The sequence below is a fragment of the Vampirovibrionales bacterium genome (genome assembly GCA_016712355.1).
Taxonomy (GTDB): domain Bacteria; phylum Cyanobacteriota; class Vampirovibrionia; order Vampirovibrionales; family Vampirovibrionaceae; genus JADJRF01.
Window position 1 is genome coordinate 1,079,653 of record JADJRF010000005.1, and the last position, 16,982, is coordinate 1,096,634.

Annotated in this window: 17 protein-coding genes; 11 read left to right on the forward strand and 6 right to left on the reverse strand. The window is 60.2% G+C overall.

Going from position 1 to position 16,982, the window contains the following annotated elements; genetic code table 11:
* Window positions 1–175 precede the first annotated feature (175 nt).
* Together IPK79_06300 and IPK79_06305 are read left to right on the forward strand one after the other, a co-directional pair.
* Complete coding sequence (locus tag IPK79_06300; GenBank protein ID MBK8190045.1) at window positions 176–1,132, forward strand: aspartate carbamoyltransferase catalytic subunit; 957 nt, start codon at window positions 176–178, stop codon at window positions 1,130–1,132.
* A gap of 46 nt (window positions 1,133–1,178) precedes the next feature.
* Window positions 1,179–2,516 carry a dihydroorotase gene (locus tag IPK79_06305; GenBank protein ID MBK8190046.1) on the forward strand — a complete coding sequence of 446 codons (1,338 nt, stop codon included), beginning with the start codon at window positions 1,179–1,181 and terminating at the stop codon, window positions 2,514–2,516.
* Here IPK79_06305 and IPK79_06310 read toward each other — a convergent pair.
* Window positions 2,513–3,802: a hypothetical protein gene (locus IPK79_06310; GenBank protein MBK8190047.1), complete on the reverse strand. Its 1,290-nt coding sequence runs from the start codon at window positions 3,800–3,802 to the stop codon at window positions 2,513–2,515. The two genes, IPK79_06305 and IPK79_06310, sit on opposite strands and share 4 nt — an antisense overlap.
* A gap of 252 nt (window positions 3,803–4,054) precedes the next feature.
* Between IPK79_06310 and IPK79_06315 the strand changes: the two genes are divergently transcribed.
* Window positions 4,055–5,920: a 2-oxoacid:acceptor oxidoreductase subunit alpha gene (locus IPK79_06315; protein ID MBK8190048.1), complete on the forward strand. Its 1,866-nt coding sequence runs from the start codon at window positions 4,055–4,057 to the stop codon at window positions 5,918–5,920.
* The gene (locus IPK79_06320; protein ID MBK8190049.1) at window positions 5,910–6,890 is read left to right on the forward strand and encodes a 2-oxoacid:ferredoxin oxidoreductase subunit beta; all 981 of its coding nucleotides are present in this window, start codon (window positions 5,910–5,912) and stop codon (window positions 6,888–6,890) included. Before IPK79_06315 ends, IPK79_06320 begins: the two co-directional genes overlap by 11 nt.
* A 129-nt stretch (window positions 6,891–7,019) precedes the next feature.
* Here IPK79_06320 and creD read toward each other — a convergent pair whose 3' ends face one another.
* The 4 genes from creD to IPK79_06340 form a co-directional block, all read right to left on the reverse strand.
* Window positions 7,020–8,393, reverse strand: coding sequence for a cell envelope integrity protein CreD (gene creD, locus IPK79_06325; GenBank protein MBK8190050.1), 1,374 nt, complete (start codon window positions 8,391–8,393; stop codon window positions 7,020–7,022).
* A 12-nt stretch (window positions 8,394–8,405) separates the two neighbouring features.
* Window positions 8,406–8,966: a peptide deformylase gene (gene def, locus IPK79_06330; GenBank protein MBK8190051.1), complete on the reverse strand. Its 561-nt coding sequence runs from the start codon at window positions 8,964–8,966 to the stop codon at window positions 8,406–8,408.
* A gap of 35 nt (window positions 8,967–9,001) precedes the next feature.
* Window positions 9,002–9,550 (reverse strand): ACT domain-containing protein, encoded by a 549-nt coding sequence (locus IPK79_06335; GenBank protein ID MBK8190052.1) that lies wholly within the window; start codon window positions 9,548–9,550, stop codon window positions 9,002–9,004.
* A 182-nt stretch (window positions 9,551–9,732) separates the two neighbouring features.
* Window positions 9,733–9,885, reverse strand: a complete 153-nt coding sequence (locus IPK79_06340; protein ID MBK8190053.1) for a hypothetical protein — start codon at window positions 9,883–9,885, stop codon at window positions 9,733–9,735.
* Between the two features lie 30 nt (window positions 9,886–9,915).
* On the opposite strand from IPK79_06340, the gene IPK79_06345 reads away from it, so the two are divergent.
* The 3 genes from IPK79_06345 to IPK79_06355 all read left to right on the forward strand — a co-directional run bounded on the left by IPK79_06345 (window position 9,916) and on the right by IPK79_06355 (window position 13,103).
* Window positions 9,916–11,046: a hypothetical protein gene (locus tag IPK79_06345; protein ID MBK8190054.1), complete on the forward strand. Its 1,131-nt coding sequence runs from the start codon at window positions 9,916–9,918 to the stop codon at window positions 11,044–11,046.
* Between the two features lie 223 nt (window positions 11,047–11,269).
* Window positions 11,270–11,932, forward strand: coding sequence for a hypothetical protein (locus IPK79_06350; protein MBK8190055.1), 663 nt, complete (start codon window positions 11,270–11,272; stop codon window positions 11,930–11,932).
* 187 nt (window positions 11,933–12,119) lie between these two features.
* The gene (locus IPK79_06355; protein MBK8190056.1) at window positions 12,120–13,103 is read left to right on the forward strand and encodes a hypothetical protein; all 984 of its coding nucleotides are present in this window, start codon (window positions 12,120–12,122) and stop codon (window positions 13,101–13,103) included.
* Between the two features lie 165 nt (window positions 13,104–13,268).
* On the opposite strand, the gene IPK79_06360 is transcribed toward IPK79_06355, so the two are convergent.
* Complete coding sequence (locus IPK79_06360; protein MBK8190057.1) at window positions 13,269–14,003, reverse strand: hypothetical protein; 735 nt, start codon at window positions 14,001–14,003, stop codon at window positions 13,269–13,271.
* Between the two features lie 307 nt (window positions 14,004–14,310).
* On the opposite strand from IPK79_06360, the gene IPK79_06365 reads away from it, so the two are divergent.
* From IPK79_06365 to IPK79_06380, 4 genes are all read left to right on the forward strand, one after another.
* Window positions 14,311–14,751 carry a hypothetical protein gene (locus tag IPK79_06365; GenBank protein MBK8190058.1) on the forward strand — a complete coding sequence of 147 codons (441 nt, stop codon included), beginning with the start codon at window positions 14,311–14,313 and terminating at the stop codon, window positions 14,749–14,751.
* A gap of 151 nt (window positions 14,752–14,902) precedes the next feature.
* The gene (locus IPK79_06370) at window positions 14,903–15,790 is read left to right on the forward strand and encodes a hypothetical protein (GenBank protein ID MBK8190059.1); all 888 of its coding nucleotides are present in this window, start codon (window positions 14,903–14,905) and stop codon (window positions 15,788–15,790) included.
* A gap of 19 nt (window positions 15,791–15,809) precedes the next feature.
* Window positions 15,810–16,067 (forward strand): hypothetical protein, encoded by a 258-nt coding sequence (locus tag IPK79_06375; GenBank protein ID MBK8190060.1) that lies wholly within the window; start codon window positions 15,810–15,812, stop codon window positions 16,065–16,067.
* A gap of 123 nt (window positions 16,068–16,190) precedes the next feature.
* Window positions 16,191–16,865 (forward strand): aspartate/glutamate racemase family protein, encoded by a 675-nt coding sequence (locus tag IPK79_06380; protein MBK8190061.1) that lies wholly within the window; start codon window positions 16,191–16,193, stop codon window positions 16,863–16,865.
* Window positions 16,866–16,982: the final 117 nt, after the last annotated feature.

The following is a 16,982-nucleotide window of genomic DNA, read 5'->3' on the forward strand; positions in this document are numbered from 1 at the left end:
CGCATCAACGCGCCTCAATTCATGCGATTGCCCGCGCGGGCGATGTTTGCGCCATAATAAAACCGGCCCGCGTTTTTTTGAAGGATTCCGAGCCACTATGACCAGCGCTTTTTCTCCTCACGCCGCTTCTCCCCCCCCGTCTCCCACGCCGACGCCCGCAGTCAGCGGCGGCTGGATGCATCGTCACGTCATCGATTCGACGGCCCTGACGTATGACGACGTTCAGGAGGCGCTCAAAACCGCCCGCACCTTCGCCGGCATCCTGTCGCGCCCGGTCAAGAAAGTCCCGACGCTGCGCGGAAAAGTCGTCGTCAATATGTTCTACGAGAACTCCACGCGCACGCGCACCAGCTTTGAGCTGGCCGCCAAGTACCTCAGCGCCGATATCAGCAACTTCTCGGTGTCCACGTCTTCGGTCAAGAAGGGCGAGTCCATCCTCGACACGGCGGAAACCCTTCTGGCGATGGGCGTTGATTGCCTCGTGATTCGCCATAACCGCGCCGGAATCTGCCAGCAGCTCGCCCGCCACTTCGGCGCACGCCTGGCCCTGATTAACGCGGGCGACGGCGCCCATGATCATCCAACCCAGGGCCTTCTGGACCTTTATAGCATTCTTCAGCGCGTGCCCGACTTGTGCGGGCGCAAGATCGTCATTGTTGGCGACGTGGCCCATAGCCGGGTGGCGCGCAGCAACATCCACCTGCTGAATCTCTATGGCGCAGAGGTTCATGTGGCAGGCCCTTCCACCTTGCTGCCGCCGGATATCGAGCGCCTGGGCTGCAAGGCCCATACCCAATTGGCCCCCGCGCTCGAAGGGGCCGACATTGTGATGTGCCTGCGCCTGCAACTTGAGCGCCAGACCTCGGGCCTGATCCCCTCCATGGGTGAATACGCCGCTTTTTACGGCGTGACGGCGGATCGCGTCCGGCGCTATTGCAAGCCAGATGTGCTGCTCATGCATCCCGGCCCCATGAATCGCGGCGTGGAAATCGCCAGCGATCTGGCCGACGACCGCGCCGTGTCCCTCATTACCAATCAGGTCACCAGCGGCGTGGCCATCCGCATGGCCCTGTTGTATCTGACGCTCGCCACGCCCGCCGATCGCGCCGCCTTCGGCGATAATCTCGCCTAGGCGCGAGGTTGCTCTCAGCCCGGTAGTAGAAAGGACCCCGCTTGCGATGACCGCCCTGCTTTGCGAAGCCCCCCCACCCGTCTCGACGCTGCTGCGCGGCGGCCGCGTCCTGAATCCAGCCAGCGGACTTGACGCCGTGTGCGACGTCCTGCTGCGCGACGGCGAAATCGCCGCGATAGGCCCGGATCTCTCTTGTGAGGGCGTGGAAACCGTCATCGAGCTAGCGCCTCGGCACTGGGTGACGCCGGGGCTGGTGGATATTCACGTTCACTTCCGCGATCCCGGTCGCCCCGATAAGGAAACCACGGCCAGTGGCGCAGCGGCGGCCATTGCAGGCGGCTTTACGACCGTGTGCATTATGCCCAACACCACCCCCACGCTGGACGATCTGCCCACGCTTGCCTATGTGAATCAAGCGGCGCGGGCCGTTCCGATTACCATTCATCCGGTTCCGGCGGCGACCAAGGGCCTTGCCGGAGAAGCCATCACCGAGATGCGCAGCCTGTATGAACAGGGCGCGGTCGGCTTTACCGATGACGGCCGCTGTATCATGAATGCCAATGTTATGCGTCTGGCGCTGTCGTATTCGCAGATGCTCAACGTGCCCATCATGTGCCACGCCGAAGATTATTCGCTGGTGGGCGGCGGTTGTATGAATGAGGGCTACTTCTCCACCCTGCTGGGCGTCAAAGGCCATCCCAACACCGCAGAAAGCGTCATTGTCGCGCGCGATATCGAGCTGGCCCGCCAGACGGGCGGCCACCTGCATATTTGCCATCTCTCGACCCGCGAAGCCGTTGCGCTGGTGCGCCAGGCCAAGCGCGAGGGCCTGCGCGTCACGGCGGAAGCCACGCCTCATCATCTCACCCTCACCGACGCGGCTTTGCAGGGCTACGACCCCGATTTCAAGATGTGCCCGCCTTTACGCGCTGAAGAAGACCGCCAGGCGCTGATTGCTGGTCTTCTGGACGGCACGATTGACGCCATCGCAACCGATCACGCCCCCCACACCCCCGATGAAAAGGCCCTGTCGCTGGATGAAGCCCCCAATGGCGTCGTCGGTCTGGAAACCGCCGTCGGCGTTCTTCTGACGCATCTGGTCAAAACCGGCATTGCGCCGCCCCTGCGCCTGATTGAATTGATGACGCTGGCCCCTGCCCGCCTGCTCAATCTCTCGGCGGGCGATCTGCGCGTCGGGGCAAGGGCCGACGTGGCCGTGATTGACTCAGACGCTCGCTGGCGCGTGGATCCCGCTGCTTTCAAGAGTCGTTCGCGCAACTCCTGCTTCAAAGGCATGGCGCTGGAAGGCCGCCCCATGATGACCTTCGCCGCTGGCCGCTGCCTGATGGACGCGCGTCCCGTCATGAGCGCCGCCGCCTGCTAGGCGTCCTCTCCGGCAGCGTCGGCGATCACGGCCTGGCGCGCTGTTCCCTGCATCATCCAGTCTTTAAATCGCTTCCAGACGGGGGGCTTTGGCGGCTCAGGCGTCGGGCATAACGGCTTTCGCGTCGGCGCGGGGGCCTTCAGGCCCTGTTGACCCTGAATGGCGTTAAACATAGCCTGAGCACAGGCTATCATCGCTGGGTACGCTTGTGCGGCCTGCGGGTCTTGGACTGCGTGAGGCCGATCGCTCGCGCTGGTCTGAGCAAGAAGCGCCATCGATTCGCCTAAGGCTAATAGCGGCGGCGCTTGGAGCCCATGCGCAATCGTCTTCGGCGCGTTTGCAGGCAGGTAAGCGACTAGAATCAGGCGCGCCCCGTCTTGTCGCGAATTCCCGTTGCCGGGGTTATCTGGCCCGTCTGGCCAAAGCCTGAGCGTCACCAGACCGGCGCGCCGCCCGCTTCCCGGATGCCGTACTTCCGCCAGCTCCAGCTCAGCCGGTCCCAGCGGGCGTCCTGTCCGATCCACGATCTGCGTGCGCCATACCTCACAGCCGTTTCTGCCATTCATGGGCCGTCTGGTCTGACGCGTGAGGCTGGAGACGCCTATTTCAACGCTGGCCTGCGGCCTCATCCACTGCAGTCCGGGTAACAGTTCTGCGGCAAGGGGTTCTGCGTCTGGAGCGGCCGGCGTCACCGCGCGAGAGGGGCGCGGCGTCTGCGAGACGGCATAAAAGCGCGTGTGACCCGCCGCCTCGATCAGCGCGGAAAAGAGCGCTTCGCTGAGGGCTTCAGCGCGACGCAGGGCCGTCCCGCTCAGGGGCGGCGCGTTCAGCTGGTCCGGGGCGATATAGCGCGCAATGAGACCCTTTGGCTTGAATATCAGCCGGAGGGTCGGGCTTAGGCGGTTCTGCGCCGGACTGGGAAAGGCGCTTGTCAGGGTGAGCGTGATGTCGCCTGTGTCTTTGCGCGCTGCGATAAACGCCAGCTTCTCCCCGTTCTCCCCGTCTACCAGAACGCTGCCACTGATACGGAAATCCGCTTTGGAGAACAGGTCTTCTGGCGTCCGGACGCCTTGCAGCGCGTCTCGTCCCCACATGCCTGCCAGCGTGAGCGATGGCCGCCTGCCTGGGTCAGGGTCCTGACCTTCTGGGGCCGATAGCAGACGCGTCAGAAACGGTTTTTCTTCTGGGGTGCGCGCTTCTCGGGGATTGCGCTCGCCAAATCGCGCAACCTTCGGGTGAGGCGGCGGCGCGGCGATGGGAATCGGACCAAAAGGCTGGAATTGCATAGGGCGGCTGTTCAGGGAATCGCAGTGGAACGCTAGACGGCCTGATTCTATCAGGATCGGTCCGGCAAATACCGGTTGACTAAACGAAACCCGCCGGGAGCCCGGGCTTGCCAAAATACGCGCAAAGCCGCGCAAAAACGGGAATTGGCGCTTGCCGATCCGCCTTGTTATGCTAGAATGCCCGACGGTTCATAGAAGATGTCGAAATTTTAGCAGCCTTTCCCTGTTTACCCCCTCTGAGGAGAGATTCTCATGACCGCTCCCGCGACTCTGGACGCGCTTTGCACGGAAATCAACTGGATGATCGGCGGCCCGCAAGGCACGGGGGTGGACTCCTCCGCCAACCTGTTCGCCCGCGCCATGGCGGTGGCCGGATACTGGATCTACGGTAAACGCGAGTATCACTCCAATATCAAGGGCGCGCACAGCTACTTTCTGGTGCGGGCGCGGCATACGCCGGTTCATTCCAACGTCGACCCCATCGACCTGCTCGCCACGTTTGAAAAAACCACGGCTGAGATTCATGCCCATGAGCTGTTGGCAGACGGCGCGCTGATTTACGACCCCAAGCTCACCGACCCCGATAAGCTCAATGGCTTGCCGCCTTCGGCGCTGCGCCTGCCCATCGAGTACGACGCCATTATCGCCGCCATCGCGCAAGAAACCGGTTCCAGCCCTGCTAAATTCGTCATCATGAAAAACGTTATCGCGGTTTCGGCCTCGCTGGCGCTGTATGGCGTGGCCATGGCCTCTGTTGAAGAAGCGCTGGCGGGCCTGTTTACCGGACGCCGCGCCAAGCTGGTCGCCCTCAATATGCTGGCCGTCAACAAGGCCTATCAGGCCGTAGAGGCCCTGAATGTCGCGGGATCGTTCGCCCATCGCATCGCCGCCCAGCCGAATCCGCCTGCCAAGACCTCGCGGATGCTGATGAACGGCGCCGCCGCCGTCGGTCTGGGCAAGCTCAAGGCCGGATGCCGCATCCTGACCTACTATTCGATTACCCCTGCGGTCGATGAGTGTATCTATCTGGAAAATCACCCCGAATACGGCATGGTCGTCATCCAGTGCGAAGACGAGCTGGCGGCGGTGAATATGGCCAATGGCGCGGCGACTACCGGGATCCGGGTGTCGACCTCGACCTCAGGGCCCGGCTTTTCGCTGATGGCCGAAGGCATCGGCTGGGCCGGGATTAACGAAGTGCCGGTCGTCATTTTTAACTATCAGCGGGGCGGGCCGTCTACCGGGCTTCCCACCCGAAGCGAACAGGCGGATTTGCTGTGCGTGGTGCATGCCGGCCACGGCGAATTCCCCAAAATCGTCATGGCGCCTGGCGATATGAACGAGTGCTTTGAAGACGCCTTTGACTCCTTCAATTACGCCGACCGCTACCAGACCCCCGTGATTGTCGTGCCCGATAAAGCCATCGCCAACGGCACCGAGAGCATTCCCGTCTTTGACGAGAATGGCCTGAAGATTGACCGGGGCCAGATTGTCGGTCCTCAGTCGAATCCGGACGATATGGACGCTTCGATTGCCCACTACCCGCGTTTCAAGATTACCGAAGACGGCGTCTCGCCGCGCGTCTTCCCCGGCACGCCGGGCGCTATCTTCTGGACGACGGGCGATGAGCATACGGAGATCGGCCATATCACCGAAGACCCTGCGATTCGCCTTGCGATGCACGACAAACGCATGCGCAAGCTGGATCTCGCTGCGCGCGAAATTCCCGTCGACCGTCAGTTTATGCTCTACGGCCCCGAAAAGGCAGATATCACGCTGGTGGGCTGGGGCTCGACCAAAGGCGCGGTGCTGGACGCCATGCCGGTGCTGAAAGACGAGCGCGGCATCACCATGAACTACCTGCACGTGCGGCTGATGTCGCCTTTCCCCGCCGACGGGGTCGCCGCCATTATCAAGGCTGCGGCGCTGCCCGTGTGTATGGAATCCAACCATCAGGGCCAGTTGGCGCAGTTGATCGCCATGCGCACCGGCATTCAGCTGGCGCATAAGATTCTCAAATATACGGGCCGCCCCATCTCGCAGACTGAAGTGGTCGACGCGGTTCAGCAGGTATTGCAACAACGCACGGAAAGGGTGGTGCTGACCTATGGTCACTAAGCTTCTCAATCAGCCGCTTCGGGCTTCTCAGCTCAAGTCCGACAAGCATCCCGACTGGTGTCCCGGCTGCGGGGACTTTGGCATCGTCAACGCCCTGCAACAAGCCCTGGCCGAAATGAAAATGCCGCCGTGGGAAGTCTACCTGCTTTCTGGCATTGGCTGTTCCGGTAAATCCAGCCATTACGTCAACGTCTATGGCGCGCATACCCTGCACGGACGCGTCTTGCCCTATGCCATCGGCGCCAAGCTGGCCAATCCCAAGCTTACCGTGGTGGCGGCTGGCGGCGACGGCGACGGCTACGGCATCGGGGCGGAACACTTCGTCCATGCGGGCCGCCGTAACGTTGATCTGACCTATATCATCTTCGACAACGAAGTGTATGGCCTCACCAAAGGCCAGGCGTCGCCAACGTTGCCTCAGGGGGATCAGCCCAAATCGCTGCCCCTGCCCAATATCAATCAGGCCATCAACCCGTTTGCGCTGGCGCTGGCCTGCGGTTATACCTTTATCGCCCGCAGTTACGCCTATGACGCCAAACATCTCAAGGCGACCATCCAGAAAGCCATCTACCACAAGGGCATGGCGCTGGTGGATGTCTTGCAGCCGTGTCCGACGTATAACGATCTGCGCACCAAAGAATTCTTCGATGAGGAGATTGAGTTGCGCGGTCAACAGACGCCGCGCGTCTACTCGATGGAAGACGAGGGCTACGACGGCGTGGTCAAGAACCCCATGGACCGCGAAGAGGTCAACGCCAAGCGCCTGGCCGCCTTTGAGAAAATCTACCAGCAGGAAGACCGCGTGGGGCTGGGCGTTTACTTTCAGATTCACATGCCGACCTACACGGATCTCTTGCGCAATAACCTGCCCATTCTGACGACCTCGGCCCCCATCGATCTGCCGTATTACGACGATCAGATGAACCCGGTGACCGATCTCGCCAGCGGCTGGCAGGATTTCATCGTCTAAAGACAACGCCTTCTTATTGCTGAAACCCCCTGCCTGCGAGTGAATCGCATCGATGGCAGGGGGTTTTCAGCGTGAAGGGCTTTGAGAGAGCGTTCTTTCGGGCGTTCTTTAGCCCTGAAAAATGCGCGCCTACTCGTTATACCAGTCGATGTGACGGGTCACGAACATAATCGCCGCCAAGGCCGCCAGCAGGCCCAGCGCCCCAAACAGCAACGACCAGTCTTCCAGCCGCAACAGGATGTACAGGTAGGCGTAGAGCGCGGTCAGCAGCCCGCCGATAATCAGCGGCGCCTCGCGCTTGCTGGCGCCCAGAATCGCTTTGGAATACAGCGTAATCAGCGCGATAATGGCAACGCTGGCGATTAAATAAGCCCAGCCAAAGTGAATGACCTCCGATCCAGCGATCAGCAGCAGGTAGAACAGCGTCAGCGCCAGCCCGATCAGCAGGTATTGCAGTGGGTGAATGCGCCGTTTACACACCACTTCAAACAGGAAATACGTGGAAAATGTCAGCGCCAGAAACAGAACGCCATATTTGACGGCGCGATCCGCCTGGCGATACGCGTCAATCGGCGTCAACAAACGCACGCCCACGTTAGAGTTATATAAAAACACCTCCATATTGCCGCTCAGGGTGAAGGCCTGTCCGTAACTGCGCGCAAAATAAGGGATTTCCCAAGAGGCTTGAAACGTCTTTCCTTTTACGGCGCGGGTCGTGGGAAGCGTGTCGCCTACAAAGCTGGGAGAAGGCCAATCTCCCGTGACGATCAGGCGGCTTTGCTTGCCGATAGGCGACATCCAGAACGATTGGCTGCCCTTGAGCGACAGCGTGGCCTTAAATGGCATATCGCCCGCGTCGGCTGAAACGGCTACCGGCGCGTATAACCCTCCGCCGGCGAAGTCTGCGCCATTGACGCCTGGCAGAAACTCAACCGCTTTGCCGCGCCACTGAAGATCCGGGCGGGTTTCCAGGCCCTTGACGCTGGGAATGCCCAACGTCACAAACGCCTGCGACCACAGAACGCTGTTCGGCGGCAGGCGCAGCTCGTCGAGGGCGCGCGGGTTAAAGCGCCCCTGAATCTCAATCTGGCTGCGGTAGACGACGCTTTGATAGATGCTGCGGTAGCGGACCTGCGGCATCAAATGCGCCCGCACCTCGTACTGCTCGGGCAGCAGGTAGGCAAGCTTGCGAATGGACTGGGTCTTCTTGCGCCCTTTGTCATCTTTACTGGCGATTGTGCTGAGGTAAGGCGCCACGAGCACCGGGCCCGTCAGGCGCTGTTCTCCGGCCCAGGTCTGGGCAATCTCATCCACGACCTTGTCGCGGGTGTTTTTACGCTCGTCAATGATCGACGCGATCAGCGCCAGCGGAATCAGCATCATCAGGATGAGAGCGCCAATCAGCAGGACTTTCCAGATGACGGATCGGGCCTTGCGCTTGGCCGCAGGGGCTTGCGACGACAGTTCAGCAGAGGACTCCGAGGGCGTTGGGCCATCAGTCATGACAAGGACTCCTTATGATGGATGGAATTCGGGAGGAAGGGAAACGGGCGCGGTTACGTCAGAAGGGGCTGCGGGAAGCGGCGCGCCGGCGTAACGGCGCAGCAGGTCGGTTTTCAGCGAGTTGACCCGGTCAATCATCAGCACGCCGTCCAGATGATCAATCTCGTGCTGAATGGCGATGGCTTCCAGATCGCGCGCCTCGTGCGTCACCTCGGCGCCGTCGGCGTCCAGATAGCGTACCGTCAGCCGCGTGGCCCGCTTGACGTTGGCCAGATACTCAGGAAAACTCAGACAGCCTTCGCGTACGAGCTTATTGCGCGAGGAGACTTCAATCACCGGGTTAATCATCACGCGAAGCTGATCGCGCGTGGATTTGGCCGCCACGTCCATCGCAATCACCCGCAGTCGCGAGCCGATTTGCGGGGCTGACAGGCCTACTGCGCCGCCAAAAGCGTACATGGTATCCACCAGATCGCGCACGACGGTTTCCACGGCCCCACCCAGCGCGTTCACCGCATGACAGGGCTCGCGCAACGATGCGTGCGGGTACTGGTAAACCTTAACGATGGCCACGGAGTCAGAATCGCCTTATAAGCCCGCGCTGCGCCCTACAGCGCAACGACTTCCACCGGATGGTAGCTGATTTCCACATGGAGCGACTCGCCCATGGCCGCCAGTTCGCGCTCGAAGGCGTCGACGTCCAGACCGGCGGGCAGGACGGCTTCCACCATCATGATATAGACCGGGCCGTCTTCGTTTTCCATCAGGCGCGCGTTGAGATCGGTGATATTGACCTGATGCGCCGCCAGAATACGCGTGATGGCCGCCGTAATGCCGGTGCGATCCCGCCCGGCGACCGACAGAATATAGGTATTCTCGCCAGGCGCGTGCGCCGGGGCCCCGGCCGCCGTCTCATGCAGTTCGCGGATATCGAGCGTCATATCCAGCGCCGCCGCCACCGGCGCAAAGGCTTCGCGCAAGCCCTCCAGCGTCGCTTTGTCAGGGAAGGCGCCAATGAGAATCAGCGCAAACTGGTTGGCGAGAATGGTCATTGCGCTGTCTTCGATATTGCCGCCGCAGTCGGCCAGCGCGGCGGTCATCCCGGCGACGATGCCGGGCTTGTCGGGGCCAATGCCGGTGAGGGTGTATTTTTTCATCGCGGTCTCCTCCGGCGGCATTCGCTTATGGCGCGCCGCTGCGGCGATATTGTACCACAGCGCCCCTCGCGCGTCGGCCCGACGCCTCAAAAGAGCGTAAATGGGCGAAAAGGGCGATAGCCAGAGCCGAATCGCCATGGCTTTACAAATCCGCGCGCTTGTTGATAATGATTCTCATATCATTAATGAGAATGATTCTCATTTTTGACCGAGAGGCGAGCAGCGGACGTTCTCACCATGAGAGAAATACCCGGCAAAAGAGAAATATCCGGCGAAAGAGAATTATCCGGCAAAGAAAGGCCCGTCAAAGACAGACCCGGCAGGGCGATGCGCATGAGATTTCCTGACAGGGCCTGTTCCCGGTCATGAGTGGCGTGTCGCCGCTGGCTTCAGCCGCGCTCTGGCTGGATCAACCGCGTCTGGTCTATGGCCTGACGCGCGCCGTGCCGTGGGCCTTGCCGGTTCTGGGCGCGGCTGCGGCGATAGAAGACGCCCGGCGCGCACCGCAGCCCTGTCGCTCGGCGGCGATGATCCGCGACGGCGCGGCGATGGCCGGAACCGTGATTGCGGCGCTCATCGGCGCCAAGCGCTTTATTGCGCCCGCTTCGCTTCAGGGGTTAAAGGCAGGCATCGCCCAGGTTCAGCGGGAATTACCGGCGTCTGCGTCGGCCTCAACGCGCGAACTCCTGGCGCTGGCCCAGCGGCGGATGCTGTCTCCCCGGCAAGTGCATCGCCTGCGCACCGACCTTCTGGCGGCAGGCGCCACGCCGCAACAGGGGCGCGACTGGATGGATCGCATTATCCCGCGTCCGCAGGGCGTTACGGGTAAAGAGATTCTCGGCGAGATTAAAGACCTGTCGCTGCTGGGATTGCTGCCCGTACTGGGCGGGCTGGCGGGGGGCGTGGTTGGCAACGCGATGACGGGCGAAAACTGTCGCCGCCGTCTGAAAAATCAGGCGCAGGAAGCGTCGTTTCAGTATCTGGCCAATATCGTGCTGTGTAATATTGGGGCCGGGGCGGCGCTCAGCGCGCTGGAGCGAACGCCGCTGCGGCATCACCGCGGGGCGCGTCTGGGAGCGCTGATTGGCGGCATTACGGCTGTTGGCGTGCTGGGCGGCTCGGCCATCGCGAACTTTATCGGTAAAAATCTGCTGGGGCCGATGCTGGAAGAGGGCCCGATCGGCGGCTTGCGCGCAACCGTTGGGCGGGTACGCACGGAGGGCGTCGCGTCGCTCTGGCGCGGATTAAACGATCAGCGCCATATCGAGGCGACGGATGTCGCCCTGCACGCCGATGATTTCGCCGTGGCGGGGGTTTTCGCCGGTCTTAAATGGATTACGCCCTTGCTGGCCTTGCTCTATACGGTTTCGGGCTACCGCGCCGGGGTGGGGTATCGTAACGGCGCGCCGCCTGCGCCAGCCATGACGCGCGGCGCCTCGCCCTTTGCGCAATCGCCGGTATTTAAGCCGTTTTATCAGCAGGCGCGCGTGCTTTAGAAATTGTTACCTGCGGCATCGCCCAAAGAGGCAATTTAGACCCGTTACGAGCGTTGTTAGCTCAGACGCCTGAGGATTCCCTCTTTTTGGGGAGGCTTGTTTTTCAGGCGGTGTCTTTCTCTCTCTCTTTGTCTCTTTATCTCTCTTTTTCTCTGTTCTTTTCATGTCTCTTCTTTTTTTGTATTCCGTTTCCCCAGCCCGTTGATTGAAGGAGTTGCGCCGGATGTCCAGTTTTGCGATTCAGAGCGCGGTCGTGGTGTTGAAATCGCCCAAAAAAATCAAGCCCCAAAAAAATAAAAAAGCCTTCAAGCAACTGACAGGCCGCATCAAACGCGCCCGTAACAGCGCGGAAATCAATCTGGCGCCTGCTGATAGCACCAAGGGGATCAAAGATGCCCTGCGCGATAACAAGACCTTTGGCGTCGGCGATCAGGTGATCTTGCAGACCACCGCCTCGGAAGGCGGCGCGAAACAACTCCTGCGCGCTGAGCGCACGCATAAAGGTAAAATCAGGGTCAAAAAAATCGCGCCCTCAGATATTCAGGGTAAACCATACGTCGCCGCAGACGGGACGCTTCAAAAAGCCCAGACATCGCATACGCTGGCCGAAACGCTTCGCGTCGACGGAAAATTTGGCGTCCTGGGTAAAGTGCGCACGGCCTTGAATGACGTGAAAGATAAATTCGGCGAAGGCGGCCCGATTAAAGAGGCCCTCGAAAAGGTGAACGATCTGATTAAACGTCACATCAAAGGGCGTCGCGTCAAAGCCAAGCATATTGGCAAGCTTAAGGATAAGGTCGGCGATCTCCAGAAAAAGCCGAAAGATGCCGAAGGCGCGTTCAAAACGCTGGAAACCCTTCAGGAAACCCTCAAAACCTGGGCTTAATCCCGCTTCTGCTATCAAACGCCCTCAGCGCCACGCGGCGTGTGGGGGCGTTTGTGTTGAATTGTAAACAATGGCGCCCGCCCGCTAGCATCAAAATGGATTGACACGCTTTAAGAAAGCATCACGAGGGAAACAGAGCAAGCGTCGCGGCGAGGGGCCCGACGCCAGAAGAAGGGGGAATTTGCGCATGTCCGTATTGGTGAACGCATTTCGTATCGTCGGAAAAAAATCCGGCAAATCGGCGAAGCCCTTAGGCAAGCAAGTTGCCGAACAAGCCAAAGAAACCGTCTTTAGCAGCGTCAAAGACGTGGAAACCCAGGTCATTGACGCCACGAAAAAAGGCCAGGTGGGCCGCCTCACTATCGATGGCAACGTCAGCTTCTTCCGGCGCATTAAAGACCACAAGCTGGAAAGCATCTCGATGGAAGCCTACGAAAAAGCGCTGAGCGAACGGGGCAAAAGCCATGGCTTCAACCTGCTGGAAACCGAAGCCGGCAAGCGGCTCGATGTGGTCTCAAGCGATCTGAAAGACGTCTTGAAAACGGAGGCCAAAGACGGCAAGAAAAATGGCAGACGCCGCGAATTGGCCAATAAACTGCGCAACGCCATCAAGAAAAATAAGTCGTCCGATAAAATCGATAAAAAGCTCAAAAATCTGCTTGAACATAAAGATCCCAAGACCATCGGTAAAGAGCAGCTCTCGACGATGGTCGGGGAATTTAAAACCACGCAGACCGCCGCCAAATCGTACGAACAAGGCGTCGTTTCGACGCTGGACGCGCTCCAGGCGAGCCGCAGCCTGCGTCATCACCGCAAGGCGCTGGTAGAAGCGCTGGAGAAACAACACGGCGGCGGGCGTAAAAAGCCTTACGGCGAGGTTCTCAAGGCGCTGTCGCAGGGCAAAAGCGAAGCCGACGTGCGCGCCGCGCTAAGCAAGGCCACTGATACCGCTAACGGCGGTAAGGCGCCCAAAGGCAAGCTCAACGCCGACGGCTTGAAAAAACTGCTGGACGACTACTTCAAGGCCGAAACCGCCGCCAAGCCCTTTACCGACGTCTCCGCCCCGCACGTGGCGTATAGCGCGGGCGCGGCGGGCAACGGCAGCGATCTGCTGACCAGAATGTCCCGCCGCCTGGAAGACATCTGGAACGCCATCATCGGCAAACGCTGATGGGGGCAACCCGCAGGCCCTCACGCCTTTGTAAAGTCCCTGCGATCAAATCTCACCTCCCTTCGGATATGCCATAGTCCACATTCATCACCACAAAAGGGGATTCCCGACGGAATCCCCTTTCTTTTATGCAGTGGGCTTGGAAATCGCCGCCGGATAGCGGCGTCAGGGCTTGGGGCCGCGTCGCGGGCCGCCGCCGGAAGGCTTGCCGGGCCGGGGCTTGCGCGCGCCAATCGACGAGGGGCCGCCGCCGGTTTTAGGGCGGGCTGCCGCTGGTTTGGCCGCGCCGCGAGACGCGCCTGGACGTCCACCCGCTTTAGGGCGCGCGGAGCCGGGTTTATTGGCGGCGTCTCGCGTGGGGCGATCCGCCGTCGCTCCCCCCGCAGGGCGCGCGCCTGCTGCGCGAGGGGCTGAGCCGGGGCGCGTGGTCGGACGTCCGCCGCCGCCGCCCGCTCGCGGGGCTGAACGCGGCGCAGGTCGAGGAGACACCGGCTTCACTGCGGCGCGTTGCAATTCGCGCCGCACGGCGTCCAGCTCGTCGCGCGTGACCAGATTCAGCGATTTGACCGTGGCCCGGACAAAGCCTTCGACCAGCGATTTGAGCCGGGCTTCGAAATGGGTTTTTTCGTTGAGCAGCACCCGCGCGAGATCGCCGGTGGTTCGACGCGCCTCGCTATCGCCGATTTCCTCGACGACGGGCGCAACCAGGTCTTTCAGTTTTTCGGCGGTTTGCGCCGTGGCGCCAAGACCCATTAAAAAGCCTTTTTTGAGCGCGTCCACCGCTTGCCCCAACGCGGGGGCCGAGGTGGATTTTTTCACCTTGGGGCGTCGCGCGCCCGCGCTTTTGCTGGGCTTTTTGCCCGCCTTGGCGGGGGACTTGGAGGGGGATTTACCGGCCATAAGAGCGCTCCTGTGGGTTGAAATCCGTCTGCCGCCGTCGCGTGAGCGGGAGGGGAGGACGCGGCAGGGATCGTTGCTTCTTATTGTAAGGGGGCTGTCCTATTCGGGCATCCCCTCGGCGGGCGTTTGGCGGGTCTTGCGCGCGCCGGATTTTTATCTGTTTATATTACGATAAGTAAAACAATTGCTCTGCGCCATGCAAAGCGGCGCGTGATCGGTACACTCTCAATACCATTTGCAATCGTCACTTACGGGTTTTTGGTCGAGATACAGAGAAGAAGCTTTCCCTGAGAAGCTTTTGCGGCGCGTGAGCCGTCGCTTCGCGGGCGTCCTTCAAACGGGGGATCCGGCGCAGTGGGCGCGCTTATTTGCCGATACGTCCTACGAGGAATTGTTTCCACGGAGGTTTGGCGCCGCTATGGGCCTTGCTGCCAGTCAATCGCGCTATCTGATGCTGACCGCTCGCAAGAACGATCTGGAACTGACGGGTCAGCAAATTAACCAGTCGCGCATGCAGCTGGCCAACATGACCAACGACCTGTTTAACACGGCCACCACGCTCGACCCGGATGCGCCTGAGGCGATTAAGCTTCAGATGCGCATCAACGCCATTCAGTCGCTGGATAAATCGCTGGAGTTGCAATTAAGACGCGTGGATACGCAGCAGGAAGCGGTCCGCACGGAGATTGAAGCCGTCAAAAAGGTCATCGACAAGAACGTCGATCTCACGTTTAAGACGTTTGCCTGAGGCCGGGATTTTCCGGCGCGGCGGGTGAGACGCTTTTCTTCTTCTTCTTCTTCTTCTTCTTCTTCTTCTTGCTCTTTTTACTCTCCCTCTTCCTCCTCTCTCGTTTCTCCTCCAGTTTCTCCTCCCGGATACCGCCAAGCGAGGACCGCCCATGAGTTACAAAAACGACTCTGAAATCGTCATCCTCAACCGCTACGGCAAGGCCAGCAGCGAGGCTAAGGCTCAGATGTTTGAGACCTTCGACCGTCTGCGCGATCTCACCGTGTCCGGCCCCGCGATGGGCGGCAGCGGGATGGGGAAATTCTCCAGCATGTTTATGAATATCGCGCGCATGTTGGGCTCGGCCTCCTTTAATCCGAGTTTCGGCAGCGAGGCGATGAATATTCCCGGCACGTCGTTCTTCAGCCCGATTACGGGAGGCACAGGCATTTTGCCCGGCGGTCAGGCGGCCTTCGGCTTGGCGCCGATGGCAAGCAGCATGGGTTTTCCTGCGGCGGGCGGCGCGGCGCCGATTGGCGGCGTTTTTGCGGGCGGTGCGGCTCCGTTATCCGGTAATGGCGGGCCGTTGGCCATGCTCGGCGCAATGGGCGTCGGTTCAGACTGGAGCAGCAGTCTGGGCGTGAATGGCATTGGCGGCGTGATTGCCGGCGGCGCGGGCTCCATTGGCGATATCGCCACCGCTGGCGGCCTGGCGGCGGGAACGGCTGCGGGCGCCGGATTTGGCCGAAACTGGGCGATGCCGGCTGCGGGCATTATGAGCGGCATTGGCGGGATTCTGACCACGCTGGGGCCGTTTTTCGGGCCATTCGGCATTGCGGGCGCCGCCGCAGGCTCCATTATGAACGGCGCGGCGGGCGCGGTGCTGCAATCGTTTCAGCACGTTTCCAACCGGATTCTGGTGAATGCCGATACGATTCTCACCAACAAGATTAAAAACCTGGAAACCACCGTCAAGCAGCTCGACGCGCAGCAGGATATCGTCAAAAAGCTGTTGAAAGAATCGGTCGACGGCGACAAAAAAGCGCTGGATTCGTTGTAATTCACGCGAGGGCTGTTTCATGAGCGCGCCTGTCGGGATGGATCCGCTGATGCGGGCGACCTTTGTCGCCGATGCGCTGGGCGTCAAAAACCCGTTTTACATTTGGGGATTGCGCGCGTATCGGCGCGTCAAGACGCTGCTGACGCTGCCGCAGTCGCGCCGTCAGTGGCGCGCGCGTCAACGCGAACTGGAGCTGCGCAAAGCGCGGATTCAGGCCTGCGTCGAATCCCGCCCCACGCAAGCCGGTCTCGGCGAGCGGTTTAATCGGGTGTTGTAGGGAGCAGCCTGTTTTGATGGGCTAAAATAGAAGAGACGTTCCATCAATAGGTGATGCTGGTTGAAGCGGCGCGAACTGTCTTCTGAATTTAAAACCGCAGGGATTCTTGGCGGGATGGGGCCTATGGCGACGGCAACGTTTATTTCCAGAGTGATTGAACTGACGCCCGCGAAACGGGATCAGGATCACATTCCGATGGTGGTTATCTCAACGCCTCAAATCCCGGATCGTTCCGCCGCTATTTTGAGCGGCAAAGAAAGCCCCTTACCTTCGCTCATTGCAAGCGCCAAGGCATTGGAGCGAATGCAGGCCAACTTTATTGTCATGCCTTGTAACACGGCTCATAGATGGTTCGCTGACATTCAGCGACAGGTGAATATTCCTTTGCTGCATATCGTTGAGGCGGTCATGGAGCGCTTAAGACGCAGGCGACTGACGAAATGTCCGGTGGGGCTGCTAGCGACGAACGGAACGCTGGCCTCTGGTATTTATGCCGTCCGAATTTTGTCGGAAGGCTACACGCTTCACCTTCCTGATAAAAAGACGCAGGCGCGCGTAATGGAAGGGATTCATGCGGTTAAAAGCGGGGATCTGAAATCGCCTTATCGCGCTCTGGCTCCGGGCGCGCGCGGGCTGCTCGAACAGGGATGCGCTGCCGTTATTTTAGGCTGTACGGAAATTCCAATTGCTTTAGAGCGAGATAAGCCGTTTCTGGATCGCTATATTGACTCTATCGAAGCCCTGGCTTATCAAACTGTCCAATTTGCGGGCAGCGCGCCGACTGTAAGTGATAATTGATAAATGTTGTCAGGGACAGACAAAAAATGTGGTAAATACACGTTTTTAACGTTGAAAGTGTTGTCATATTTTCTTACAGGCGTGGCTTTTATCCTGAGGCCCCATTTACCTGTCTCT